The 24,384-nt window shown below is 39.4% G+C and carries 29 protein-coding genes and 2 pseudogenes; 28 read left to right on the top strand and 3 right to left on the bottom strand.

Annotated elements, in window-relative coordinates; translation table 11 throughout:
* Positions 1-4 precede the first annotated feature (4 nt).
* The 28 genes and pseudogenes from FTV09_RS05035 (at position 5) to pyrF (ending at position 22,030) form a co-directional block, all read left to right on the top strand.
* Complete coding sequence (locus tag FTV09_RS05035; protein ID WP_180057056.1) at positions 5-1,018, top strand: aminoglycoside phosphotransferase family protein; 1,014 nt, start codon at positions 5-7, stop codon at positions 1,016-1,018.
* A complete protein-coding gene (murU, locus tag FTV09_RS05030) occupies positions 1,018-1,707 on the top strand; it encodes an N-acetylmuramate alpha-1-phosphate uridylyltransferase MurU (RefSeq protein WP_067767536.1) in 690 nt (229 codons plus the stop codon). Before FTV09_RS05035 ends, murU begins: the two co-directional genes overlap by 1 nt.
* An 84-nt stretch (positions 1,708-1,791) precedes the next feature.
* Positions 1,792-2,424, top strand: coding sequence for a 16S rRNA (guanine(527)-N(7))-methyltransferase RsmG (gene rsmG / locus FTV09_RS05025; protein WP_180057054.1), 633 nt, complete (start codon positions 1,792-1,794; stop codon positions 2,422-2,424).
* 24 nt (positions 2,425-2,448) lie between these two features.
* Positions 2,449-3,231, top strand: a complete 783-nt coding sequence (locus tag FTV09_RS05020; RefSeq protein ID WP_180057052.1) for a ParA family protein — start codon at positions 2,449-2,451, stop codon at positions 3,229-3,231.
* Positions 3,228-4,115, top strand: a complete 888-nt coding sequence (locus FTV09_RS05015) for a ParB/RepB/Spo0J family partition protein (protein ID WP_067767528.1) — start codon at positions 3,228-3,230, stop codon at positions 4,113-4,115. The genes FTV09_RS05020 and FTV09_RS05015 overlap by 4 nt, the downstream gene beginning before the upstream one ends.
* 31 nt (positions 4,116-4,146) lie before the next feature.
* Positions 4,147-4,787: pseudogene (locus FTV09_RS05010) on the top strand (MotA/TolQ/ExbB proton channel family protein).
* Positions 4,788-4,801: 14 nt separating this feature from the next.
* Complete coding sequence (locus tag FTV09_RS05005) at positions 4,802-5,224, top strand: biopolymer transporter ExbD (protein ID WP_067767521.1); 423 nt, start codon at positions 4,802-4,804, stop codon at positions 5,222-5,224.
* Entirely contained in the window at positions 5,224-6,951 is a 1,728-nt protein-coding gene (gene msbA, locus FTV09_RS05000) for a lipid A export permease/ATP-binding protein MsbA (RefSeq protein WP_180057049.1), read from the top strand. The genes FTV09_RS05005 and msbA overlap by 1 nt, the downstream gene beginning before the upstream one ends.
* Before the next feature lie 3 nt (positions 6,952-6,954).
* Positions 6,955-7,968 (top strand): tetraacyldisaccharide 4'-kinase, encoded by a 1,014-nt coding sequence (gene lpxK, locus FTV09_RS04995; protein WP_180057047.1) that lies wholly within the window; start codon positions 6,955-6,957, stop codon positions 7,966-7,968.
* 3 nt (positions 7,969-7,971) lie between these two features.
* A complete protein-coding gene (kdsB, locus tag FTV09_RS04990; RefSeq protein ID WP_067767511.1) occupies positions 7,972-8,733 on the top strand; it encodes a 3-deoxy-manno-octulosonate cytidylyltransferase in 762 nt (253 codons plus the stop codon).
* Between the two features lie 12 nt (positions 8,734-8,745).
* Positions 8,746-9,729, top strand: coding sequence for a DNA polymerase III subunit delta' (locus FTV09_RS04985; protein WP_067767508.1), 984 nt, complete (start codon positions 8,746-8,748; stop codon positions 9,727-9,729).
* 15 nt (positions 9,730-9,744) lie between these two features.
* Positions 9,745-10,086, top strand: a complete 342-nt coding sequence (locus tag FTV09_RS04980) for a PilZ domain-containing protein (protein WP_067767505.1) — start codon at positions 9,745-9,747, stop codon at positions 10,084-10,086.
* A 31-nt stretch (positions 10,087-10,117) separates the two neighbouring features.
* The gene (locus FTV09_RS04975) at positions 10,118-10,891 is read left to right on the top strand and encodes a TatD family hydrolase (protein ID WP_067767502.1); all 774 of its coding nucleotides are present in this window, start codon (positions 10,118-10,120) and stop codon (positions 10,889-10,891) included.
* Positions 10,892-10,935: 44 nt separating this feature from the next.
* On the top strand, positions 10,936-11,550 hold the full coding sequence (locus tag FTV09_RS04970; protein WP_067767499.1) for a TetR/AcrR family transcriptional regulator: 615 nt from the start codon (positions 10,936-10,938) through the stop codon (positions 11,548-11,550).
* Positions 11,551-11,559: 9 nt separating this feature from the next.
* Positions 11,560-12,117, top strand: a complete 558-nt coding sequence (locus FTV09_RS04965) for a type II secretion system protein (RefSeq protein ID WP_180057045.1) — start codon at positions 11,560-11,562, stop codon at positions 12,115-12,117.
* Complete coding sequence (gspI, locus tag FTV09_RS04960; RefSeq protein WP_180057043.1) at positions 12,107-12,487, top strand: type II secretion system minor pseudopilin GspI; 381 nt, start codon at positions 12,107-12,109, stop codon at positions 12,485-12,487. The genes FTV09_RS04965 and gspI overlap by 11 nt, the downstream gene beginning before the upstream one ends.
* On the top strand, positions 12,484-13,113 hold the full coding sequence (gspJ, locus tag FTV09_RS04955) for a type II secretion system minor pseudopilin GspJ (protein ID WP_180057041.1): 630 nt from the start codon (positions 12,484-12,486) through the stop codon (positions 13,111-13,113). Before gspI ends, gspJ begins: the two co-directional genes overlap by 4 nt.
* Before the next feature lie 36 nt (positions 13,114-13,149).
* Positions 13,150-14,097, top strand: a complete 948-nt coding sequence (gspK, locus tag FTV09_RS04950) for a type II secretion system minor pseudopilin GspK (protein WP_180057039.1) — start codon at positions 13,150-13,152, stop codon at positions 14,095-14,097.
* A gap of 173 nt (positions 14,098-14,270) precedes the next feature.
* Complete coding sequence (locus FTV09_RS04945) at positions 14,271-14,867, top strand: 6-carboxytetrahydropterin synthase (RefSeq protein WP_180057037.1); 597 nt, start codon at positions 14,271-14,273, stop codon at positions 14,865-14,867.
* A gap of 38 nt (positions 14,868-14,905) precedes the next feature.
* Positions 14,906-15,619, top strand: a complete 714-nt coding sequence (gene ung / locus FTV09_RS04940; RefSeq protein ID WP_180057035.1) for a uracil-DNA glycosylase — start codon at positions 14,906-14,908, stop codon at positions 15,617-15,619.
* Positions 15,616-16,740, top strand: a complete 1,125-nt coding sequence (locus tag FTV09_RS04935; protein ID WP_180057034.1) for an enoyl-CoA hydratase/isomerase family protein — start codon at positions 15,616-15,618, stop codon at positions 16,738-16,740. Before ung ends, FTV09_RS04935 begins: the two co-directional genes overlap by 4 nt.
* 3 nt (positions 16,741-16,743) lie before the next feature.
* On the top strand, positions 16,744-17,295 hold the full coding sequence (gene tadA, locus FTV09_RS04930; RefSeq protein WP_180057031.1) for a tRNA adenosine(34) deaminase TadA: 552 nt from the start codon (positions 16,744-16,746) through the stop codon (positions 17,293-17,295).
* 27 nt (positions 17,296-17,322) lie between these two features.
* Positions 17,323-17,754, top strand: coding sequence for an SRPBCC family protein (locus tag FTV09_RS04925; RefSeq protein WP_067767473.1), 432 nt, complete (start codon positions 17,323-17,325; stop codon positions 17,752-17,754).
* A gap of 15 nt (positions 17,755-17,769) precedes the next feature.
* Complete coding sequence (gene cmk / locus FTV09_RS04920; RefSeq protein ID WP_180057029.1) at positions 17,770-18,453, top strand: (d)CMP kinase; 684 nt, start codon at positions 17,770-17,772, stop codon at positions 18,451-18,453.
* A gap of 107 nt (positions 18,454-18,560) precedes the next feature.
* Positions 18,561-20,240, top strand: coding sequence for a 30S ribosomal protein S1 (rpsA, locus tag FTV09_RS04915; RefSeq protein WP_067767467.1), 1,680 nt, complete (start codon positions 18,561-18,563; stop codon positions 20,238-20,240).
* Positions 20,241-20,402: 162 nt separating this feature from the next.
* Positions 20,403-20,705, top strand: a complete 303-nt coding sequence (locus FTV09_RS04910; protein WP_067767464.1) for an integration host factor subunit beta — start codon at positions 20,403-20,405, stop codon at positions 20,703-20,705.
* A 26-nt stretch (positions 20,706-20,731) separates the two neighbouring features.
* Positions 20,732-21,097 carry a lipopolysaccharide assembly protein LapA domain-containing protein gene (locus FTV09_RS04905; protein ID WP_180057027.1) on the top strand — a complete coding sequence of 122 codons (366 nt, stop codon included), beginning with the start codon at positions 20,732-20,734 and terminating at the stop codon, positions 21,095-21,097.
* Positions 21,098-21,349: 252 nt separating this feature from the next.
* Positions 21,350-22,030, top strand: coding sequence for an orotidine-5'-phosphate decarboxylase (gene pyrF, locus FTV09_RS04900; RefSeq protein ID WP_180057025.1), 681 nt, complete (start codon positions 21,350-21,352; stop codon positions 22,028-22,030).
* 76 nt (positions 22,031-22,106) lie between these two features.
* Here the strand turns inward: pyrF and FTV09_RS04895 are convergent, their stop codons facing one another.
* From FTV09_RS04895 to FTV09_RS04885, 3 genes and pseudogenes are all read right to left on the bottom strand, one after another.
* Entirely contained in the window at positions 22,107-23,015 is a 909-nt protein-coding gene (locus FTV09_RS04895; RefSeq protein ID WP_180057023.1) for a lysine exporter LysO family protein, read from the bottom strand.
* Between the two features lie 50 nt (positions 23,016-23,065).
* Positions 23,066-24,190 (bottom strand): annotated as a pseudogene (locus FTV09_RS04890) (flavin-containing monooxygenase); the annotation flags it as partial.
* Between the two features lie 27 nt (positions 24,191-24,217).
* Positions 24,218-24,384, bottom strand: a 167-nt coding sequence (locus FTV09_RS04885; RefSeq protein ID WP_257222822.1) for an IS1 family transposase, incomplete at its 5' end; no start/stop codon positions are given.

Raw genomic sequence — 24,384 nt, 5'->3', positions numbered from 1 at the left:
GCAAATGAATACACAACGTGAACAATTGATACAAACATGGATTTCATCTGTACTTGGTTCAGATCAATTTGAAATTAACTTTCTAGCAGGCGATGCAAGTTTCCGTCGTTATGCACGAATCAAATTGAATAATAAAACATTTATGCTGATGGATGCACCACCAGAAAAAGAAGATTGTGTGCCTTTTGTGACGATTGATGAATTTTTTGATGCGAATGGCGTTCGTGTACCCCATATTGTGGCAAAAGATCTAGAGCAAGGCTTTTTATTGCTGGAAGATTTTGGTGATGTTTTACTGTCGACATTGCTCAATGATCAAACAGTAGACGCACATTACGCACAAAGTTTTAAACAGTTGATTCAATTACAGTCAATTGATGGTGTAAACCACTTTCCAGAATATGCCTATGAAAAGCTGATTTCTGAAATGGAGCTTTTAACTGATTGGTTATTGCCTTCATTACAAATTCAACTAACTATCGAAGAGTCGGCTTTAATTAAGCGTACATTTGCGATTTTAGCCAATGCTGCCTTGGCACAACCACAAGTCATCGTGCATCGTGATTTCCATAGTCGTAATTTAATGATGCTCGATGGTGAGCAAGATCAAGGTGTCATTGATTTTCAAGATGCAGTGATTGGTGCGGATACTTATGACCTTATTTCAATCACTCGAGACGCTTATGTGCAGTGGAATGCTGAGCGTGTATATGGTTGGTTTAAAGTGTTTTATGACTTGTTACCTGCGTCGGCAAAAGAAGGTCGTGACTTTGAACAATTTAAACAAGATGCTGACCTGATGGCGATTCAACGTCATATCAAGATTTTGGGTATTTTTGTTCGTTTGTTTGAGCGTGATGGTAAATCAGGCTACTTGAAAGATTTACCTCGTGTGATGTGGTATTTACTTGAAGAAAGTAAGCCGTATGCAGAACTAAAACCATTTATGCAGTTTATTCAAGCTAAAGTATTGCCGAAATTTGAAGCCAAATACGGTAGTTACGAGGTTGTTGCATAATGAAAGCCATGATTTTAGCGGCGGGTCTTGGCAACCGGATGCGTCCTTTAACATTATATAAGCCAAAGCCTTTGCTTGAAGTGGGTGGAAAACCACTGATTGTTTGGCATATTGAAAAACTCAAAAAAATTGGTGTGACTGAAATCATTATCAATTCTGCTTGGTTAGCCGATGTGTTGATTGGCGCCTTAGGTGATGGTTCTCAATTTGGCGTAACTATTCGCTGGACACGTGAAGCAGAAGGTTTGGAAACAGCAGGTGGCATTATTAATGCTTTACCTTTGCTTGGGACAGAGCCATTTATTTTGGTGAATGGTGATGTTTGGACAACTTTTGATTTTTCATCCTTACTGAATGTGAACTTAGGTGCAGATCTTGCACATCTTGTTTTTGTGACTAATCCTGCTCAACATCCCAAAGGCGATTTTATCTTGGCAAATGGGCGTAGTTATACCTTTGAGCAAGGACAACAAGGTGAGGCACTGACTTATAGTGGCGTAGCGGTCATTAACCCAAAAATGTTTGATGGTTTGGATGCAGGAAAACGACCTTTAGCTCCATTATTAAAAGATGCGATGCTAGATGGAAAAATTTCTGCAGAAAAAATGCAAGCAGCTTGGGTAGATGTTGGTACACCTGAGCGATTAAGTGATCTAGATCTACAGATTCGTCAGGGCATGTACGCTTAAGTGCATATTCGCTAAGCGTTAGCTACTGTTCCACGGCTTAGAAATCGGTATACTTCAGTTAATTTTTATTGAGATGTCTTCTTTATGCATCCTTTTTTTCAAGACTTAAAGCAAGGTAGTCAAAAGCTTGGCTTAGATTTGAGTGAAGAAGCATTAAATCTATTGCTGAAATATCAAGATGCCCTAGTGCTGTGGAACAAAGCCTATAACTTGACCGCAATTCGTGATCCAAAAGAAATGTTGGTGAAGCATTTGCTGGATAGTTTGAGTATTTTGAACGACTTGCCAACAGGCCGCTTACTCGATATTGGTACAGGCGGTGGTATGCCAGGCATGATCATTGCACTGTGTCAGCCAGATCGTGAATGTGTATTATTAGATGCAAACGGTAAAAAAATTCGATTCTTAAAGCAATTTATTGCAGACCTAAAACTAAAAAATGTCATTGCAGTTCAAACACGTGTTGAGAATGAAGACAGCATCAATGAACTAGGGCAATTTGATGTGATTACCAGTCGTGCTTTTGCTTCATTGACTGATTTTGTAGATGCATCTAAACCGTATATGCATGAGCAAAGTATTATTGCTTCAATGAAAGGTTTAATCCCAGAAGAAGAAGTTGAAACACTGAAAAGTGAGTTCAAAATTGATATCGTTGCGTTAAAAGTTCCACGATTGGATGAACAACGCCATTTAATTTTCTTAAAACGTATTTAAATTTTTCAAAGGACTGGGGTTACCATGGCTCAAATTATTGCGATTGCAAACCAAAAGGGTGGCGTAGGTAAAACCACAACTGCAGTGAATTTGGCTGCGTCATTGGCCGTATTAAAAAAACGCGTATTACTTATAGATATGGATTCGCAAGGTAATGCCACGATGGGGTCGGGCATTCAAAAGAACGACTTGTTGTACTCAGTGACGGATGTACTTTTGGGTGAAGTACCCATTGAAACAGCAATTCATAAAGCTGAAGTGGGTTATAAAGTTCTAGGTGCAAACCGTGATTTAGCAGGTGTGGAACTTGCGATTGCTGACCAAGATGGACGTGAGTTTATTTTACGTGAGGCCTTGGCAACGGTAGAAAAAGATTTTGACTACATTATTGTAGATTGTGCGCCAAGTTTAAGTTTAATTACGGTCAATGCTTTAGCAGCGGTACGCAGTGTGCTTATTCCAATGCAATGTGAATATTATGCATTGGAAGGTTTAGCAGATTTGACGCAAACCATTGATCGTATTCAACAAGCATTGAATCCAGATCTAGAGATCGTGGGTGTATTACGTACGATGTATGATGCGCGTAATGCTTTGACTCGTGATGTTTCTGCAGAATTAGAACAATATTTTGGAAAAAAACTTTATGAAACTGTAGTGCCACGTAATATCCGTCTAGCGGAAGCGCCTGCACACGGTTTGCCTGTAATTTATTTTGAAAAAAGCTCAAAGGGTGCAGTTGCTTACTTGAACTTGGCAGCTGAAATGTTAAAAAAAACCAAAGTGAAAAAAGGAAGTAAAGCATGACCGTAAAAAAACGTGGACTGGCTAAAGGTCGTGGTTTAGATGCCTTACTTGGTTCGATCCAAAAAGAAAAACTACAGTTAGAAGCGAAAGCATTAGATCATGGTCAGTTGAAGCAAATTGATGTTCACTTATTAAAGCGCGGTGAATATCAACCACGCCGCTTTATTAAAGAACAAGATCTTCAAGAACTTGCGGCTTCAATTGAAAAGCATGGAGTCATGCAGCCGATCGTGATTCGTCCTGTTGAAGACGAAAAACATCCCTATGAAATTATTGCAGGTGAACGTCGCTGGCGTGCTGCGCAACTTGCTGGACTAACAGAAGTTCCTGCAATTGTGCGTGATCTTTCAGATCAAGTTGCAATTGCATTAGCACTGATTGAGAACATTCAACGTCAAGACCTGAACCCAATTGATCAAGCCATGGCATTACAACGTTTCCATGATGAGTTTGGTTTAAGTCATCAAGAAATTGCGGATACAGTAGGTAAAGCTCGTACCACAATCAGTAACTTATTGCGTTTACTTTCATTGGCAGAACCAGTGAAAGATTTTATGCAGCAAGGCTTACTTGATATGGGGCATGCACGTGCAATTTTGACCTTGAAAGCCAAAGACCAATTAAAAGTCGCTGAAATGGTCATTGAAAAAAGCATGTCCGTGCGTCAAACTGAACAGTATGTTCGTGACTTGAATGCACCGAAACAACCTAAAGCAAAAGTAAATGTTTCGTCAGACATACAGCAACTTACACAACGACTTTCAGATCGTTTTAGTGCTGAAGTAAAAATTGATCATAATAAACAAGGTAAGGGTAAGCTTGTGATTAGCTACCATAATCTTGAAGAACTCGACGGCATTCTAAATATTTGTTTGGCTGAATAATTTTACAGTCTATTTACTTGGGGAAAATCAAATGTGGGAATTAGTCAAAGCGGGTGGGTGGTTAATGATCCCACTCGTGATTTGTTCAATCTTTACTGTTGCCATTACCATTGAGCGTTTTATTCGCTTAAAAAATCAATGGTTTTACCATCATCTTTATATATGAAGGCTAATTCTTCTGTGAAAGATGTGGTTCAACACATGGAGCAAAGTAAAGACTTGCAACAGAGTACGTTAGGTCGTGTTTTGACTGCAGGTTATGCAAGTAAAAATCAATCTGAGCAATACGCACGTGCGCAAATGGAAGTGACCGCATCTCAAGAAATTGGTTATCTTGAAAAAAACATTAACTTTTTGGGAACTTTAAGTGCGGTTGCTCCGTTGTTGGGTTTACTGGGTACTGTCATTGGTATTATTGAAGCGTTTTTGATGATTGATATTGGAACCAATAGTGATCCAGTATTGATGATGCCGGGTATTTCTAAAGCATTAATTACCACAGCTGCAGGTATGTTGATTGCCGTGCCTGCATTATTTGCACATCGTTATTTCCAGCGTTTGGTTCAAGAATATGTTGCTGAACTTGAGCAGCAATCGACTTTGTTTCATGCCGCTTTATTCTATAAAAAAGCCCCTGAAGTTGAAAGTCAGGACATTCAGAAAGCCAGCTGAATGGAGGCAGAATAATGAAATTTAAACGCCGTCAGGTTGAAGATATTCATATCAACCTCACTCCGATGATTGACTGCTTGATGTTTATTTTGGTGTTTTTATTACTTTCGACAACCTTTAATCAGATGAGTCGAATGAATTTAACACTTCCGGACGCACAAGGTGTTCCACCAAAACAATATGATCAAAAAGTTGAAGTGGTGGTGGATTCTACAGGGCATTACTCGGTCAACGGGCAATCCTTGGCGAGTAAGGAAGTTTCAGATTTAAATACGGCAATTAAACAGATATCGAATGATCGCCGTGATTTAATGTTTGTGATTGCTGCTGATGCGAAAGCCACGCATCAGGATGTGATTCGCGTGATGGATGTTGCGGGGCAGTTAGGCTTTGTAAATATTAACATCAGTACCAAAGTACCAACTCGAGGTTATTAGTGAAGAACGATTTTAAGGTCTACCTACGCCTATTAAGTTATTTAAAACCTTTTTGGGCAATAGGCTTACTAGTTTTGCTTGGTTTCAGTATTAATGCTGCGACGGAAGTTTCTGTCGCAAAATTATTGGAACGCATTATTGAAGCCATACAAAACAAAGATCAAAGCTTTACAACCTTATTTCCACTCTTGGTGGTTTTATTGATGTTCTTCCGTGGACTCGGTTTGTTCATGGGTGGATATTTTACCGCAGTGATTTCTCGAAACTTAATCTTTAATATACGTCAGCAAGTGTTCGCAAAACTTATGCGTTTGCCTTCACAATATTATTTAGACAATTCGAGCGGTCATATCACTGCAAAAATTATGTATAACGTTGAACAATTGACGGCAGCATCGTCTGAGTCGCTAAAAACCATTGTACAACAGGGTCTTATTACCATCGCACTGTTGGGCTATTTGCTATATACCAACTGGCGACTAACTTTATGTATTTTAATTTTTGGCCCAATCATTGGTTTAATTATACGTAAAGCCTCGAAACGCATGCGTAAATTATCTATGCAAGTGCAAAGTACTATGGGGGATGTGAACCATGTGGTACAGGAAACAGTTCAAGGTAATTTGGTGGTGAAAGGCTTTGCAGGCCAAGATTATGAGCAAAAACGTTTTCACGAAAGCTCGATGGAAAATTTACGCCGTGGCCTGAAAATGGTGGTAGTACAGCAGCTCAATAGTCCAATTGTTCAGCTGATCATGTCTATTGCGCTCAGTATTGTCATGTATATCGCTTTACGCCCAGAAATTTTGCAGGACACTTCAGCTGGTGAGTTTGTTGCCTATATTACAGCGGCAGGTATGTTGAGCAAGCCGATTAAAACATTGACGGATGTTAACGAAAAGCTTCAACGTGGTATGGCTGCAGCATATTCGGTATTTGAATTGCTGGATATGCCAGAAGAAGCCAATAACGGCACATTAAAACCAGTGTTGAAAGGTGATGTTGAATTTAAGAATGTAAATTTAATCTATGCAGATGGTCATCATGCAATTCATGATTTTAACCTAAAGGTGAATGCAGGTGAAACTGTTGCATTGGTTGGGCGTTCTGGTGCAGGTAAAACTTCACTGGTGAACTTATTAGTGCGCTACCAAGATGTTACTTCTGGTCAGTTGTTGTTAGATCAACATGATATTAATGATCTCGAATTAAATAGCCTGCGCACCCAAATTTCGATGGTGAATCAGCAAGTTGTCTTATTTAACCGCACAGTTCGTGAAAATATTGCCTATGGCCAGTTAGAGCATGCGACAGATGAACAGGTCATCGCCGCAGCGAAAGCTGCTTTTGCCCATGATTTTATTATGGATCTACCACAAGGTTATGACACGCCATTAGGTGCGCAAGGCCTGAATTTATCAGGTGGTCAGCGACAACGTATTGCGATTGCACGCGCAATTTTGAAAAATGCACCAATTCTAATTTTGGATGAGGCAACAAGTGCCCTGGATAACGAGTCAGAATATTATATTCAGCAAGCATTTGATGCGGCGATGCAAGATCGAACAACAATCGTGATTGCTCATCGCTTATCTACTATTGAAAATGCTGATCGTATTGTGGTGATGGATAAAGGGCGTATTATTGAACAAGGTACGCATGCTGAATTAATCGCGCAGCAAGGTGCCTACTTTCAACTTCATCAGCGTAATTTTGAGGAAAACTAAGCCATGTCACTTGCACAAATGATTCAGGATGCTTGGAATGAACAGGCAAAGTGGCTCATTGTGTTTAGACCTTTGTCATGGATTTATCGTGGTGGTTTTTTACTCAATAAAAAACTTTATAAAATAGGTGCAAAATCTAGTTATACCGCACCTATTCCAGTTATGGTTATTGGAAATATTACTGTTGGTGGTAGTGGTAAAACACCATTACTTATTCATTTGGTGAGTTATCTAAATAGCTTAGACATCAAAGTTGGTGTGATCAGCCGCGGTTATGGTGGTAAAGGGCCTTTTCCAGCTTATGTGGATCTAAATGCTACAGCTGAAACAGTAGGTGATGAACCTGCATTGATAGTCCAGTCCACAGGTGTACCGATGGCGGTTGGTTCAAATCGTCAGCAAAGTATTGAGTTGTTACTGTCTAAACATCAGCTTGATCTAATTATTTGTGATGATGGGCTTCAACATTGGGCCTTAGCACGACAGTTAGAATGGATTGTTCTAGATAATAACCGTGGTTTAGGCAATGAAAAGCTATTGCCTGAAGGTTATTTACGCGAACCTAAAAAGCGCCTAGAAACGGGTACGGTGATTGAGCATTCCTCAAATCCTCAAACAGATTTAAATATGCATTTAGAGTCTTCACAGCCATATTTATTGAATAAAGATCTAGATACTGTATTCGATCCAAATAAAGATTTTTATGCGGTAGTTGGAATAGGATTTCCCCAGCGTTTTTATAATACTTTAGAAAAGATGGGGATACAGCATTTCCAATGTCATGAGTTTCCTGATCATTACGAATATGAATTAGACGACCTGCAATTTGAAGATGCAAATCCAATCATTACCACTGAAAAAGATGCTGTCAAACTATTGGCAATATTGAAAAAAAATCCAAATTTTAAACGAGAAATATGGGTTGTCCCAGTGGATGCGGTACTTTCACCTGCATGCTATGAAACTCTACATCAGCAGTTAAAGCAACTGGGTTTAAAACTTCCTGAAGGCATTTGATTTATGAAACATATTGTTATTCCTGCACGCTTTTCAAGTTCACGTTTACCAGGTAAGCCTTTACTTGAAATTCATGGTCGTCCAATGATTCTACGGGTAGTCGATCAAGCGAAGAAAGTAGCAGGATTTGATGATCTTTGTGTGGCAACAGATGATGAGCGTATTGCTACTGTTTGTCGTGCGGAAGGCGTAGATGTTGTGATGACATCGGCTGAGCATCCATCGGGTACCGATCGTTTAAGTGAAGTTGCTCGAATTAAAGGTTGGGCAAATGAAGACATCATTGTTAATGTGCAAGGTGATGAGCCACTACTTCCAGCGTTGTTGGTAAAACAGGTTGCGCAATTACTTGAAGATCAACCTGAATCTTCAATGTCTACATTGTGTGAGCCTATTCATAGCTTGGATGAGTTTCAGCGTGACAGCATTGTAAAAGTGGTAATGTCTAAACATAATCAAGCTTTGTACTTCAGTCGTGCGACTATCCCTTATGATCGTGATGGTGCTAAACAAGCTGAACAGCAATTGCATAATCAAGCTTATCGCCATTTAGGTTTATATGCATATCGTGTGAAACTCTTACAAGAGTATGTGACATGGGATATGGGTGTATTAGAAAAATTAGAAAGTCTTGAACAACTACGTGTACTTGAAAATGGTCATCGTATTGCCATTGCAATAGCAGAAGCAAATTTACCACCGGGTGTGGATACACAAGCTGATCTTGATCGTTTGAATCAGATGGATGTTTCAAACTTCGAATAGGGTTGGTCGTTGATGCAAAATGAAATTGTGGCGCAAGTATATCCTTGGCAGCAAAATACGTGGGAAACACTGACGGGACGTTTTCCGCAGTTAGGGCATGGTATCTTGCTATATGGAAAAAAAGGCTGTGGTAAGGAAGCATTTGCAAAACAATTTCTTGCATGGGTGCTGTGTCAAAAGCGTGATGAACAAAAGCAGCCTTGTGGCGAGTGTGGAAGTTGTCAGTGGTTAAAGTCGGATACACATCCCAATTTTGTCCATATTAGTACTGATGAAGACAATAAAAAGCAAAATGCAAAAATTAAAATTGAAAAAATACGAGATCTCTTACCATTTGTTCAGCAAACGGTAGACGGTTGGCGCGTAGTTTTAATTGAGCCTGCGGAGGCATTAAATATTGCATCATCTAATGCGTTGCTTAAAACACTCGAAGAACCGGGTGAACGCATTGTCATTATTTTATTGGCTGAACATTACTTAAAATTGCCTGCAACCATACGTAGTCGTATGCAGCATTATGCACTTGATCGAATTGAGCCGACACTGTCGCAGGATTATCTCTTGCAACATTTGCCTGACAGTGGTGAGACGCAACGCCAAGTTTTAATGAATTTAGCGAGTCAGATGCCGTTACAAGCCATTCAAGTTGCAAATAGTGAGTGGTTGAATTTACGACAAGAATTTATACACGATTGGCTAAAATTGGTCATGCAAAAAAATATGCCCATGGCAATTGCGACCAAGTGGAATAAAGCACTGAGTTTTAGTGATTTTAGTCAAATGTTTGAATACTTGTTGTCCGATATAATTTGTGTCAAGCTGAATCAATCCATTAAAAATATTGATTTGGATTTTGGTGTGCTTGCGGAGCAGTATACGCTTGAAACACTTTTTAATATTTATACTGAATTACAGCAGTCTAAGCGGTTCATTGAGCAGAACGTACAGGGGAATCTGGTCGTAGATGAGCTTTGCATTAAACTGATGAATATTTAAAAAAGGGGAAGAAAGATGCAACCACGTATGGGCGGGATTATCCATGCAAATATTCCAGATGTGGAAACATTATTTGCGAGTTATATGCCATATGTTGTTGGTGGTGGATTATTTGTACCATCCAAGCAAACAGTCAAATTAGGTGAAGAAGTTTTTTTATTGGCGACCTTGCCAGAGCAAAGTATAAAAATTCCACTGACAGGTAAAGTTATTTGGGTTTCGCAAAAGCAAAATGGTATTAAACCACAAGGTTTTGGTATTCAACTTGGTGGCGAAAAAGGCGTTTATTTCAAAACTGAAGCAGAACGACTACTTGCAGGACTTAAATCTGAAGGACGTAGAAGTTACACTATGTAGTCATAACCGTGATAACTAGTAGGTACATATTGTGTTTGTAGATACCCATTGCCATTTAACCATGCTTGACCTAACACCCTATGATGGTAATTTAGATCTAGCATTGGAGCAGGCTCGAGCTGCTGGGGTCTCAAAATTTATGAGTATCTCAGTTGACCTTGATGATCATATTGAACTTTCAAAAATTGCTGCTCGCCATACGGATGTCGGATATTCAGTTGGTGTTCATCCATGTGAAGATCCGGCCACAATGGCGCGAGCTACTGTCGATACTCTGGTTGAATTGGCTCAATCAGAAAAAGTGTGGGCGATAGGTGAAACTGGACTCGACTATTTTCACAGCACCGATTTTATTGCGGAACAAAAAGACTGTTTTGCACGTCATATTCATGCTTCTCAAACAGTAAAGAAACCTGTTGTAGTACATACGCGTTCTGCGAAACATGATACGGTAGATATCATACGTGCTGAGAAATCAACACATGGTATTTTGCACTGTTTTACTGAAGACTGGGAAACAGCAAAAGCAGTTTTAGATTGTGGTTACTATGTTTCATTCTCAGGCATAGTTTCGTTTAAAAATGCTCAAGATTTACGTGATGTTGCCAAGCAGGTACCGCTTGATCGCGTGCTGATTGAAACCGATAGTCCTTACCTTGCGCCGATGCCCTATAGAGGAAAGTCTAATGAACCTAAATACGTTCCCTATGTAGCCAAAGCTTTAAGTGATGTATATGATAAGTCAGTTGAAGAGATGGCTTTCATAACAATGCAAAACTTTGAAAATCTCCTCAATCTTAAGTAAATAATTTGAATTGATATAAGAGTAAAAGAGAGTATAGGGTGAAGATGGATCGTCAGGCTCAATTTCGAGCAAGAGAAGCATTAATTTTCCAAGTAGCAGAACAATTGCTCTTAGAAAATGGTGAAGCAGGTATGACGCTTGATGCATTAGCAGCAGAGCTCGACCTTGCAAAAGGGACACTATACAAACACTTTCAAAGTAAAGATGAACTTTATATGCTGCTCATTATTCGTAATGAGCGCATGTTGCTCGAAATGATTAAGGATACCGACAAGGCTTTTCCTGAGCATCTCGCATTCTTTATGTTGCATCATTTACATCATCCAGAACGTACAGTTTTATTTCACCAAATTGAAGAGCGCTTATCGACTACAGGTGTTGGTATTCAGCACTTATTTAGTGAGCTTTACCAAGTGCGTAAGCAACGTTTACGTTTAATCATTCGCATGACTGAACGTTACTTAGAATCCATTGAAAGCAAAATGCCTGTACGTGATTATTTGGCTTCGATTTGGTCATTAACGCATGGCGCAGCAGCAATTTTAAATTCTAGCTTCTACCAGCGCTATTTAGGTTCACGTGATACTTTGCGTGTAGCTTATATTGATCAAGCCTTGGCATTGCCGAAACAAACACATGCGGTTGCACAGTTTGCGTAAAGGCTGCTTATGAAAATAACATCACCATCATTGGTTCGTGGATTCACCCTCGTAGAATTGATGGTGGTGATAGTGATCATGGGTATCATGGCTTCATTGGTATTGTTGAATATTGGTGGGACTGATCAGCGAAAAGCCATGCAAGCGCGTGAAGTATTTGTATTAGATCTGAAGAGAATTTTACGTGAATCCAATGATCAATCTCGTATTTTAGCCCTTGAGCAAAAAACTGCGACAGATGTGAATCAAGCAATTTATGCGGTACAAGAATATATTCCAGAAGCACAAAGACAGCAAAATGGCCTATTGGACCAAAATAATAAATGGCAAACTTATAAAGATTTTGAGGCAAAAAAATTACCAGAACATGTTTCATTTTCAATTCAGTCATTAGATCGGCAATATGAAAAGGCCAATAATTCAGACTTACTAAATCATGATGTACCTCAGTTAATATGGTTGGGTAATGGAGAAGTCAAACCTGTACGCATTCAATTCTATTTCGAAGAACGTCCCATTGGTGAAGAAATAGAAATAGACCATTTAGGTAAAATAAATGCGGGCTAAAGGATTTACCTTGCTAGAAGTGATGGTTGCGCTTGCAATATTTGCAACCGCAGCCATGGCGTTGTCCAATGTTGCAATGCAGTATACTCAAGCTACTGCAAATGCAGTTTTACGTTCTAAAGCACAATTTGTTGCTTTAAATGAAATTGCCTACATGGAAATAAATCGTGAATGGATGAGTGGGACAGCATCCAAGCAAGTTACGCAGCAAGACGAACGCTGGCAGATTGATAAAAAAGCTCAAGCGACGATTAGTCCAAATGTTCAACGCGTTGATGTGCAAGTCAGTTTATTGAATGCTGACACTGGCGATGTGGCGGCTGGAATTACCAGTTTGGTTTTCTTTAATTATCGTGTGGCTGAATCATGAAAAAGTCATATGGATTCACATTAGTTGAATTGTTAGTTGCGATCGCTATTTTCGCAGTACTATCTGCCTTGGGATGGAAAGTATTTGATTATGTAGTGAAAGTGAAAGAGCGAAATGCTGAGCACGAGGCCAAATTGAGTCAGTTGCAAGAGGCGTATCAGCAGATATTAAGAGATACCGTGCAAGCGGTTCCCTTGACAGCCAATATTAATGGTGAAATACAGCCAGCGCTAGTATTACAAAATGGTCGATTTAATTTTAGTAAAACCGGTGTAACTGATCCACTTAATCAGGGGCTTGCACCAGACGAACGAATAGAATATCAGTATCGTGCAGATGAGAAAAAACTCTATCGACTAAAATTTAGAAATTTAAATCAAACAGGGAATGATCAACCGGATTCTAGTGTGCTACTAGATAATGTTGAGCAGTTTAAAATTGTCGTGTTAAATCCCAGTGAATCGGACAGTTGGCCTGATCGTGCTGCGGATACAAACAATAAAGATTCTTTTGCAATGTTGCCACGCGGCATAAAAATAAATTTGGCAGTTAGTGGCACGGAGTATGAATGGCTATTTAGTTTGTTAAATACAGATTATTTACAGGATAAAAAAGATGGCCGTTAAAATAAACAACAAGAATAACGATGCTGGATTAAAATAATGAAACATCAGCAGGGGATCGCTTTACTCACCATATTGGTCATGGTTGCTTTAGCAACGATTGTGGCGGCAGGTATTGCCCAACAACAAGCAAGTACGGCGGAAAATACTGCATATCTAATGCGTCAAAATCAGTCTCTACTTTATGCGAAAAGTGCGGAAGCTTTTTTTTCTGAAATGCTAGTGAATGATGCAGAAAATGCTGGTGATGTCGATCATTTACAGGAAAATTGGGCGAAACCGATGCCCGCATTTCCTGTTGAAGATGGGACTGTTTCTGGCATGCTGCATGATGACTCAGGAAAATTTAATCTAAATAGCTTGGTAACCGCTGACGATGCTGTAAATGAAAAGGCAAAGCTGTGGTTTGAAAAGATATTACAGCGTGTAGGTTTGCCTGCTGAAATCAGCCAGGCGGTCATTGATTGGCAAGATGAGAATGATGAAAATGCTGGGCCAATGGGCGCGGAACTATCTTATTACCGTAGTTTGAATGATTCGCCTTTGCCACCCAATACTAAATTTCACAATATAGCCGAGCTCAAATCAATACGCGGTTTCGAAAATGGAAAATACAGATTAATTGAAAAATATGTCAGTGCTTTACCTACACATGAAAGTACTGTGAATATTAATACGGCTTCGGCTTTCTTATTGTCGACTATTGATGAGCGCTTGGATGCAGTGACGATTGAGCAAGTTTTGCAACAACGCTCGGCTAAACTTGAACACTTTTCAAATGTTACGGATTTGTGGGCTATAGAACCGTTTTCACAAGTGAGTCAGGAAAATCGTGATTTGGTGAGTAGCCAGCTTGGGGTGAAATCAAATTATTTCAAAGCACAAATTGAAGTGATGCTTAGCGATCGTAAGAAGCAATTTACCAGTGACTTGGTGCGTCAAGAAAAGCAGGTTTATGTGGCTTATCGCAATATGGCGCCATTTTAATCAAGACTCTGAGTAAAATCTTTGGAAGACTATGCGTATTCAAAACAAGGAATAATCAAAAAAATCATGATAAGTTTTGCCAATCTAGCTGAACAGCAAAATTAATGCTCATTGTTTTACTTTTGCTTTATAATCGATGAGAACCCACAGATTATTTGATTGCATTACGGCATATGTTAATTCGTAAGTTATTTAAGTTTGAAAATGCGCATATCGTGCGTAATTGCACGTCAGATCGTTGCAAACGCTCAATTCATGGGCATAGCTATAAAGTTGAATTGTTGCTGAAAGCATCAAGATTAGATCATGGTCAAATGGTGTATGATTTTGGACTGCTTAAAGGTGTGATTAAAGACTTATTCGATAGTTTTGATCATGCCATTTGTTTTTGGCAGCATGACGACACTGAATATATTAAAGCTTGTAAACAATTTAGTGCACGTTGGGTGGCTTTACCAGTTTCACCTTCGGCAGAACAGTTTTCTCGTATTTTCTTCTATTTGGCACAGCAGGTTTTAAAATCGACTGAAACCCAAAATGGTGAAGGGGATGTTGAAGTTTATTCTGTTATTGTGCATGAAACTGACACCGGCTACGCGCAAAGCTTTTTAGAAGATATTGAAAATAGTCAAATGGGACTGTTATCGCTTGAACAAATTGTCTTTTCAGAACAAGTGCAAGCGGAATGGAATGATACCCAAATGTATGAAAAATTAAAGCAAGGTCAAACTTTCCTAAATCCAACTGTGGATTTGCAAGTGAAGCTTTAATTTATATTTAAAATTGTAATTAGGATTAGGTAACAGTGATGTCTTTAACAGAACAGCAGCAAGCAAAACTCGCAAAAGTTCAGCTTGATGCCGGCTGGAAATTAGGTTTGAGTGATTTTTTACTTAGCCCACGCATGGATGAGTTAAAAGACTTTCTGCTACAAGAAATGAAACAGGATAAAGTGATTTATCCGCCCAATGCTTTGATTTTTAATGCGCTGAATACAACACCATTAGATAATGTAAAAGTGGTGATTTTAGGGCAAGACCCTTATCATGGTCCAAATCAGGCACATGGTTTAAGTTTTTCAGTACAGAAGGGGCTTGCTTTGCCTCCTTCTTTGCGTAATATTTTCCATGAATTAAATACAGACCTTGGGGTTCCTGTGTCTAAGCATGGTGATTTAACACGCTGGGCAGAGCAAGGTGTACTTTTACTGAACAGCGTATTAACTGTTGAAGCTGGGCAACCGACTTCACATCAAAAACGTGGATGGGAAGATTTTACAGACCATGTTATTGATGTTTTAAATGAACAACGTGAACATATCGTCTTTATACTTTGGGGCGCATATGCACAACGTAAGGGACAACGTATCGACCAAAATAAACACTTGGTTCTAAAGGCAGCTCATCCATCTCCATTGGCTGCAAACCGTGGTGGTTTCTTCGGTTGTAAAGTGTTCTCAAAATCTAATAATTATCTTAAACAAAATGGCATTGAGCCGATCGACTGGCAGCTGGACGCATGACATATTCTCCCGTTTCAAAAAATTATCACCCAGATCTGATTGTAGAAGAAGCGAAAAACGGTTGGCGCATTGTGCGCTTGAACCGTCCAAAATCGCTTCATGCTTTAGATGAATCTATCTGTAGCGCGCTACTCGAAGTATTTCAGGACTTTGAACATGACGCATCTGTAAAAGCGGTTTGGTTGGATTCCACAACGCCTAAAGCGTTTTGTGCGGGTGGTGATGTTCGTAAGCTTCGTCAGTTGGTCGTAAATGATGAAGTTGATACGGCGAATCAATTTTTTGAACAAGAATATGCGCTTGACCTTCTATTGCATAACTATGCTAAACCTGTATTGGTTTGGGGTGAGGGTTATGTGATGGGCGGTGGTCTCGGCTTGTTTATGGCCGCACCTTTTCGTTTAGTAACGCCTTATTCGCGTTTGGCTATGCCTGAAATTAATATTGGCTTATATCCTGACGTAGGTGCTACACGTTTCCTTGCTGATCGTGGTGCAATTGGCCTGTTTACTGGTTTGACAGGTTCAATTATGACGGCGGCAGGTGCCTATGGTATTGGTTGGGCGACACATATTTGTGATGCACAGCGTGATAATGTGCTTGAAACTGTAGTTAATATTGATTGGGGTCATTATCCAGCAGGTGATTTTCGCGCGATTGATGACACGCTTAATAGTATGCATCGTCCAGTTGGGCCAGGGCCATTACAAAATTCATTAGATGTGATCCAAAGTGTGTGTCGTGGTCATAACTTTGAGCATGATTATGAGTCGATTATTGGTCTGAGTGATGCACGTAGTGATTGGTTGCGCCAAGCAAGTGAAAACTTGCAAAAGGGTTCTCCTGCAACAGCTGCTTTAACTTGGCTATTGTGGCAATGGGGCAAGCAAGTACATTCATGGAGTGAAGTATTTGAGCTTGAAACTCAAATTTCAGACTGGAAAATTCGTCACGCAGACTTTATTGAAGGTGTTCGTGCACGTTTGGTTGATAAAGACCTTTCTCCTGAGTGGAAGAAAGGTGCTGACTTATCACTTAAAGGTATTTTGTCAGACGAGCCACCTGTGACAAATATTGAAAGCTGGAACGCTTTATTGAAACACTATGGTGTTATTAGTTAATACATGTCTGAACAAATACAATTTAGTGACGAGTATTGGATGCAGCTTGCCTATGAGCAGGCTGCAAAAGCTGCAGAACTTCAAGAAATTCCAGTTGGTGCAGTCATTGTGAGTCAAAACAAGGTGATAGGCGCAGGTTTTAATGCGCCTATTTCTATGCAAGATCCGACTGCACATGCGGAAATCGTGGCGATTCGCGAAGCGTGTAAAAATTTAGAAAATTATCGATTACCCGATGATGCGACTATATATGTGACATTGGAGCCTTGCACCATGTGCGTGGGGGCATTGGTACATTCACGTATTCAGCGTGTGGTATTTGGTGCAATTGAGCCTAAAGCAGGCTCTTTGGTCAGTGCGCGTCAGTTATTAAGTGCAGGTTATTACAATCATATTTTTTCCTTCGAGCAAGGATGTCTACAAGAGCAATGCTCGGCACAGTTGAGTGCTTTTTTTAAAATGCGTCGGGCTCAAAAGCGTGAATTAAAATTACAGGAAAAAATAAACAACACTGAACAGTTACAGCAAAATCAGGTAATATCGAATGACAATTAAAATTGTCAAATAAACATAGGTTCAACCATGAAGTCGATTCAAGTAAAAAAAGAATTCAATGCACCGATTGAGAAAGTTTTCGAATTGCTATCTAAACATGCAACATACAATGTTGCATTTGCTCCGATACAAGTCGTGCGTGTCAAAGACTCAGCAGACCCTGAGCGTCCTGATGGAGTGGGTTCTGTACGCCGTATGGGCTTTGGTCCAATCAAACCACTACAAGAACAAATTACGTTATTAGAACCGAATCAACGAATTGAATATAAAATTATTAAAAACCCATTGGTGAAACACCATTTGGGTATTATTCAGTTTGAAAGACTTGATGCTAACCGTACTTTGGTCACTTATACGATTGAATTACAAGCACGAGCACCATTTGTTAGCCAATTAATCCTTGCACAACTACAGTCAGCGATTAAAATTGGTTTTTCAAAACTTGCAAAAACCGTTTAACGAAGTGGAAAAGCAATGACAGTTCAAATTATCACAATTGATGGCCCAAGTGGTTCGGGTAAGGGTACTTTAGCAGCAAAGATTGCTGCCCATTATCAGTATCATTTGCTTGATTCAGGTGCATTGTATCGTCTATTAGGATTGTCATTGCACAAGCAAGATTTGATTGATTCATTAGACACTCAACTTGAAACATGCGTAAAAATTGCAACAAATTTAGACATAAAATTTGTCACAAATGAAAGTGGCATTAGCGTTCTGTTGGACGGCGAAGATGTGTCTAAAATTATTCGTACAGAACGTGTTGGTGAATTTGCATCAAAAGTAGCTGCAATTCCAGCACTTAGAACAGCACTGTTAGAGCGTCAGCACGCATTTGCGCAATCACCTGGATTGGTTGCAGATGGTCGCGACATGGCTACAACTATTTTTCCAAATGCTCAAGCCAAGATTTATTTAACCGCTTCTGCGCAGTCTCGTGCCGAGCGTCGAGTAAATCAGTTGCAGGCTATGGGTGTGGATGTTAAAATAAGCGACATTTTAGCTAATATCGAAGCGCGCGATAAACGAGATATGGAACGCACAGTCGCTCCACTCAAGCCTGCTCCTGATGCTTATTTCATTGATAGTTCAAATTTAACCATTGATGAAGTATTCGCGCTGATGACGAATTACATCGATCAGCAATTAGCAAACTAAAGAATTTTCAGCAGAAGCATAGCTTGATCAGTCTTATACGGACTATGTAGACGCTTAATTAAACCGGCCTTGTCTGATCCAAGACCGCTGACTTTATCAGGTATATCATGACCGAATCTTTTGCAGCCCTCTTTGAAGAAAGCGAATTAAACCTCAACGTTGAAAAGGGTGCTGTCATCCAAGGCGTTGTAGTAAACATCGATTCTGACTGGGTAACAGTTGACACTGGCCTTAAATCAGAAGGTATTGTTGACCGCGCTGAATTCTTAAATGAACAACGTGAACTTGAAGTTCAAGTTGGCGACACTGTAGACGTTGTTGTTGAAGCTCTTGACAACGGTATGGGTCAAACAGTTCTTTCTCGCGAAAAAGCTAAGCGCGCTGAAACTTGGACTAAACTTGAAAAAATCTTTGAAGACGGCGAAATCGTTACTGGTGTTATCTCTGGTAAGGTTAAAGGCGGTTTCACTGTTGACATCGGTCCAGTTCGTGCGTTCCTTCCTGGTTCTTTAGTTGATACTCGTCCTATTCGTGATACTACTCACTTAGAAGGCAAAGAGTTAGAATTCAAAGTAATCAAACTTGATGCTAAACGTAACAACGTTGTTGTTTCACGTCGTGCTGTTATGGAAGCTGAATCTTCAGCTGACCGTGAAGCTCTTCTTGCTCAGCTTGAAGAAGGTCAAACAGTTACTGGTACAATCAAAAACCTTACTGACTACGGCGCATTCGTTGACCTTGGCGGTATTGATGGTCTTCTTCACATCACTGATATGGCTTGGAAACGCATCAAGCACCCTTCAGAAGTTGTTGAAGTTGGCCAAGAAGTTACTGTTAAAGTACTTAAATTTGACCGTGAACGTAACCGCGTATCTTTAGGTCTTAAACAATTAGGCGAAGATCCATGGTTAGCGATCATGAACCGTTACCCTAAAGGTTCTATCGTTAAAGCACGCGTTACTAACTTAACTGACTACGGCTGTTTCGCAGAAATCGCTGAAGGTGTTGAAGGTTTAGTACACGTTTCAGAAATGGATCACACTAACAAAAACATCCACCCATCTAAAGTAGTTCAGATCGGTGACGAAGTTGATGTTATGGTTCTTGAAGTTGATGAAGAACGTCGTCGTATTTCTCTTGGTATCAAACAAACTCGTGCTAACCCATGGGAAGAGTTTGCTAAAGACCACGACAAAGGCGAAAAAGTTTCTGGTACGATCAAATCTATCACTGACTTTGGTATCTTCATTGGTTTACCAGGCGGCATCGATGGCCTAGTTCACTTGTCAGACATCTCTTGGAACGAACAAGGCGAAGAAGCTATCCGTCGTTACAAGAAAGGCGACACTGTTGAAGCGGTTATCCTTTCAGTTGACGCTGAAGGCAACCGTATCAGCCTTGGTATCAAACAAATGAACAACGATCCGTTCAATGATTTCCTTGCGAACAACGAACGTGGTGCATTGGTTAAGGGTACTGTAACTGCAGTTGACGCTAAAGGCGCTACTGTTAAGTTAGCTGACGAAGTTGAAGCGACTCTTAAAGCATCTGAAATCAACCGCGATCGCGTTGAAGATGCAACTAAGTTCCTTGAAGTTGGTCAAGAAGTTGAAGCGAAAATCATCAACGTAGACCGCAAATCACGTTCTATCAACTTGTCTATCAAAGCGAAAGACGAAGCTGAAGAAAAAGAAGCAGTAGCTAACCTTAACAAGACAGCTACAGCAACTTCAGACAATGGTCCTAAGACTATTGGTGATTTGATCAAAGCTCAAATGAACCACTAAGTAAGCGTTTGAATTGTATTGTTAATGTAAGTTAATTAATACTTTTTACACAATTACTGTAACGGTAGCGTAGTAAGTGATTATTACGCTACCGTTTTGTATTTAAACAGGTTATTATCGGCGAATAGATCCTAAATAGCTTGATAATTAAAGAGGTCGCAGATGACTACTGAAGCACTTAATAAGTCTGACTTAATAGAGCGTATTTCTCTTAAAAATCCACACCTAGCTGAACCATTAGTGGAAGAAGCTGTTAAGATTATGATTGATCAGATGATTGAAGCATTATCAACTGATAATCGAATCGAGATTCGTGGTTTTGGTAGTTTTGCCTTGCACCACCGTGAACCACGTGTAGGTCGTAACCCGAAGACTGGTAAGTCTGTAGAAGTTGCTGCTAAAGCTGTACCTCACTTTAAACCAGGTAAGGCTTTACGTGATGCGGTAAACGAATCAGCAAACTAATACTATAAAGAAAGTTAGGGGTATTTATGCGTTATGTATTGGTCGTTATATTAGTCGTACTTTTTGGTTACTCATTGGCGATGGTTCTACAAAATGGAACTGAGCTTTCAGTAGACTTGTTGTTTACACAAGTACCTGCAATGCGATTGGGGCTTTTACTACTCTTAACACTTACTTTAGGTATAGTTTTAGGTCTTTTAATTGCTGTTCAAGTGTTCCGAGTATTTCAGAACAATTGGGAAATTAAGCGTTTACGTAAAGATATTGACCGTCTACGTAAGGAGCAGATTCAAACTGCTCAACTGGCTGCTGCTGAAGCTGCAGCTCATACTCGTCATGAAAAGACAGTATTAGATATTGATGCGAATGAGCGTCCTTCAAATCCGTTATAAAGCAATATTTGCTGATTAGGTATACTGTTAATTTTCTAACAGTCACTTAAATTTATTATTTTGAACACTCTAGTGAATACTAGGGTGTTTTTTTATGGGATTTCATTTTCTCAAACTCACATATTCTATATAAAATAATTACATAGCTTGGTTTAAATTAAATGATTCAATTAACTTGAATTTTATGACTATCTGCGCACGTGGAATGTATTTATAATGCTTTTTATTTTGTCAGAATGAAGGGTAGATCTCTTGAGTATCATTGTTGCATTAGATGCTAAAAGCCAATATGACGCACTTACAATTGCAGAGCAGTTAGATCCTGCATTATGTCGGGTAAAAGTTGGTAAAGAGCTATTTACTCACGAAGGACCATCTGTTGTTAAAGCATTACATGACAAAGGTTTCGAAGTCTTTTTGGATTTAAAATTCCACGATATTCCGAATACCACAGCACAAGCGGTATGTGCAGCGGCAGATATGGGTGTTTGGATGGTGAATGTTCACGCGTCTGGCGGCCGTAAAATGATGGAAACTTGTGTAGAGCGTTTAAAAGCGGGTAGTTATAATACACAGTTAATTGCCGTAACTGTTTTGACGTCAATGGGTCGCGAAGACTTAAAAGATTTGGGTCTAGATATAGAGCCGTTTGAGCATGTGAAGCGTCTTGCAACACTGACAAAAGAAAGCGGTCTGGATGGCGTAGTATGTTCAGCACAAGAAGCAAAAATGTTGCGTGATACATTGGGAAATGATTTTGCTTTGGTTACACCTGGTATTCGTCCTGAAGGCTCAGCAGCAGATGATCAGAAACGTATTGTGACACCGAAACAAGCGATGCTTGATGGTTCTACCCATTTGGTGATTGGTCGTCCGATTACCAAGTCGGAAAATATGCGTCAGACAATGAAAGATATTTTAGCGACACTTTAATATTTACCCTCTCTCTAACTCTCTGCCATGGGAAGGAGGAGCTCCTCTCCCTTTGGGAGAGGATTTAGGTGAGGGGTTAGATAGCTGCCAATATACTCACAAATATTGGTGCGAGTACTGATAAGATAAAACCACTTACCATTGCATGTGGAATAAAATCATTACCACAGGCTTGTTTCACCATTGGTAATGTAACGTCCATTGCTGTTGCACCTGCAGATGAAATAGCTGATCGCGGATAACGCCAGCCAATAATATACATAAATACGATTGCAAAGATTTCTCTAAATAAATCATTCATCAGTGCAATACTGCCTAAATGTGCATTCTTTAATTCTGTAACCACAATACCCGTCATGGAATAGAAACCATAACCCTGAGACAGCATAATTAAATCTTTTAAATTTATATTAGGTAAAAAATATGCAGCAATAAATGCTCCAATTAATGACCCAACAATACAACCTAAAGGCACGAGGAAAATTTTCCAATTTAACCAAGAACGGTCGAGTGGAGAATAAGCAAGGTCAAGTCCAATCAGGAACATAAAAACTAAAAGTAAATTCCATGTACTGATGTGTGGGTTAATATGGAAATTTGCGACGATTTCAGCGAAAGCATAGCCAGCACCTAGGGCGATAAATGCGTAGCTGATATTAATCAGTGAGCTCGTGACCAATTGCATGGATACTTTGCCATGACTGGGTTGATAGCCCAATGATTTAAATAAAATATAACAACAAATAAAAGCACCAACCGATGTGCTTAGAGCAATGAGCATAGCTGATGAAAGGATTTGCCAAGGCGCAGTAATGGTATGAATTGTTTCAGAAAATTCGATTGCAATCGCAAATAGTAAAACATAGGTGAAATAGGGAAGTATTTTGAAAGCTAGTTTTTCTAACCAGCTTGGAAGTCTTTTAGCAAAAAGAAAACCTAATCCTAGGCATGCTAAGAGTTGAAAAATTAACCAAAAAGATTGCATAAAATCAATAAGCAGATAATCAATATCTGCTTATTATGAACTGTTATTGCTTAAGCTGCATGACTTGCTTTGCTTTTACTTAAAAGTCTGAAGTCTGCCGGGTTAACTTTGCGTGTAGCAAGCCAGTATTTCCATGTATACGTTGGCCATAATGCAAAGTTTTTACCACCATTTTGTTGATACCAACTGACGCAACCTGACTGCCAAACTGTACCTTCCAGCATGTGTTGCACATAATCATTGTATTGGTTTTGAGTTTCATCTTTAACCACAATGGCATTGGATTTACTCTTTGAAACCAGTTTCATCATTTGTAAAATATACTCGACTTGCGCTTCGATCATAAAGACCACAGAGTTATGTGCAAGTACAGTATTTGGCCCTAATAGTTGAAACAAATTTGGAAAGCCTTTAGTACTAATGCCGTAATAACTCTCTGCGCCATCTTGCCACTGCTGCTTCAGTTCTTTACCTTCTTCACCAATACATTCAAAGGACTTGAGATAAATACGTGGGTCAGTAATAAAACCAGTCCCGTAGATTAAGCAGTCAATTTCACGGGATTTTCCATCTTTGGTAATAATGCTATTTTCAGTGATCTCTTGAATGGCATCTGTTACCAATTCCACATTTTTACGGTTAAAGGTTGGAAAATATTTATTAGAGATAAGAATACGCTTACAGCCCATAATGTAGTTGGGTATCAACTTTTGCGCCAAAGAAGGATCTTTTACTTGATATTTAATATATAACTCAGCAAGTTTTTGTGCGTATTTCATGGTCATAGGCTTAACAATTGGAACGACACGTGATTCGTTGGTCCAATACAGGCGAGCACGGTGAATTTTTCGAAACCAATTATATTTTTTAAATAATGATTTTTCTAAACCATGATAACTACGCTCATCACGTGGAATGACCCAAGCAGCAGTCCGTTGAAAAACATAAAGTTGCTTAGTTTGAGGGGCAATCTCAGGAATGTACTGAATGGCACTGCCACCAGTGCCAATCGAAGCAACTGTTTTACCTTCAAGTGAGTAGTCATGTTCCCATTGTGAGGAGTGAAAAACCTTGCCTTTAAATTTTTCAATACCCGGAATATGTGGAATTTGCGGTACATGCAGTGGGCCTGAAGCAAAAATGACATATTGAGCAATCAGTGTAGATTGATCTTTGGTGGTGTTTCAAAAAGTATGCTGACATTAAATGAAACCATTATTGATGTAAAAAAAGGTTAAGTCAAAGGCTTTAAAATGGTTTTCAATCTTTTTGGAGAAATTACAACTCTTTCTAAAACCGCGCCTAATTCTATGCCTTATTTTACAATTATTACCTTCAATACCTACGGTAAAAAACTTACCAATACTTT

The organism is Acinetobacter sp. YH12227 (genome assembly GCF_013417785.1).
Taxonomy (GTDB): Bacteria; Pseudomonadota; Gammaproteobacteria; order Pseudomonadales; family Moraxellaceae; genus Acinetobacter; species Acinetobacter gandensis.
The sequence above is the reverse complement of the archived record's forward strand: the minus strand, read 5'-3'. Positions and strand labels throughout refer to the sequence as shown.

Excerpts from the sequence above, each read along its gene's own strand:
- FTV09_RS05035 (WP_180057056.1), top strand. The coding sequence starts at position 5 with ATGAATACACAACGTGAACAATTGATACAAACATGGATTTCATCTGTA.
- murU (WP_067767536.1), top strand. The coding sequence starts at position 1,018 with ATGAAAGCCATGATTTTAGCGGCGGGTCTTGGCAACCGGATGCGTCCT.
- rsmG (WP_180057054.1), top strand. The coding sequence starts at position 1,792 with ATGCATCCTTTTTTTCAAGACTTAAAGCAAGGTAGTCAAAAGCTTGGC.
- FTV09_RS05020 (WP_180057052.1), top strand. The coding sequence starts at position 2,449 with ATGGCTCAAATTATTGCGATTGCAAACCAAAAGGGTGGCGTAGGTAAA.
- FTV09_RS05015 (WP_067767528.1), top strand. The coding sequence starts at position 3,228 with ATGACCGTAAAAAAACGTGGACTGGCTAAAGGTCGTGGTTTAGATGCC.
- FTV09_RS05005 (WP_067767521.1), top strand. The coding sequence starts at position 4,802 with ATGAAATTTAAACGCCGTCAGGTTGAAGATATTCATATCAACCTCACT.
- lpxK (WP_180057047.1), top strand. The coding sequence starts at position 6,955 with ATGTCACTTGCACAAATGATTCAGGATGCTTGGAATGAACAGGCAAAG.
- kdsB (WP_067767511.1), top strand. The coding sequence starts at position 7,972 with ATGAAACATATTGTTATTCCTGCACGCTTTTCAAGTTCACGTTTACCA.
- FTV09_RS04985 (WP_067767508.1), top strand. The coding sequence starts at position 8,746 with ATGCAAAATGAAATTGTGGCGCAAGTATATCCTTGGCAGCAAAATACG.
- FTV09_RS04980 (WP_067767505.1), top strand. The coding sequence starts at position 9,745 with ATGCAACCACGTATGGGCGGGATTATCCATGCAAATATTCCAGATGTG.
- FTV09_RS04970 (WP_067767499.1), top strand. The coding sequence starts at position 10,936 with ATGGATCGTCAGGCTCAATTTCGAGCAAGAGAAGCATTAATTTTCCAA.
- FTV09_RS04965 (WP_180057045.1), top strand. The coding sequence starts at position 11,560 with ATGAAAATAACATCACCATCATTGGTTCGTGGATTCACCCTCGTAGAA.
- gspI (WP_180057043.1), top strand. The coding sequence starts at position 12,107 with ATGCGGGCTAAAGGATTTACCTTGCTAGAAGTGATGGTTGCGCTTGCA.
- gspJ (WP_180057041.1), top strand. The coding sequence starts at position 12,484 with ATGAAAAAGTCATATGGATTCACATTAGTTGAATTGTTAGTTGCGATC.
- gspK (WP_180057039.1), top strand. The coding sequence starts at position 13,150 with ATGAAACATCAGCAGGGGATCGCTTTACTCACCATATTGGTCATGGTT.
- FTV09_RS04945 (WP_180057037.1), top strand. The coding sequence starts at position 14,271 with ATGTTAATTCGTAAGTTATTTAAGTTTGAAAATGCGCATATCGTGCGT.
- ung (WP_180057035.1), top strand. The coding sequence starts at position 14,906 with ATGTCTTTAACAGAACAGCAGCAAGCAAAACTCGCAAAAGTTCAGCTT.
- FTV09_RS04935 (WP_180057034.1), top strand. The coding sequence starts at position 15,616 with ATGACATATTCTCCCGTTTCAAAAAATTATCACCCAGATCTGATTGTA.
- tadA (WP_180057031.1), top strand. The coding sequence starts at position 16,744 with ATGTCTGAACAAATACAATTTAGTGACGAGTATTGGATGCAGCTTGCC.
- FTV09_RS04925 (WP_067767473.1), top strand. The coding sequence starts at position 17,323 with ATGAAGTCGATTCAAGTAAAAAAAGAATTCAATGCACCGATTGAGAAA.
- cmk (WP_180057029.1), top strand. The coding sequence starts at position 17,770 with ATGACAGTTCAAATTATCACAATTGATGGCCCAAGTGGTTCGGGTAAG.
- rpsA (WP_067767467.1), top strand. The coding sequence starts at position 18,561 with ATGACCGAATCTTTTGCAGCCCTCTTTGAAGAAAGCGAATTAAACCTC.
- FTV09_RS04910 (WP_067767464.1), top strand. The coding sequence starts at position 20,403 with ATGACTACTGAAGCACTTAATAAGTCTGACTTAATAGAGCGTATTTCT.
- FTV09_RS04905 (WP_180057027.1), top strand. The coding sequence starts at position 20,732 with ATGCGTTATGTATTGGTCGTTATATTAGTCGTACTTTTTGGTTACTCA.
- FTV09_RS04895 (WP_180057023.1), bottom strand. The coding sequence starts at position 23,015 with ATGCAATCTTTTTGGTTAATTTTTCAACTCTTAGCATGCCTAGGATTA.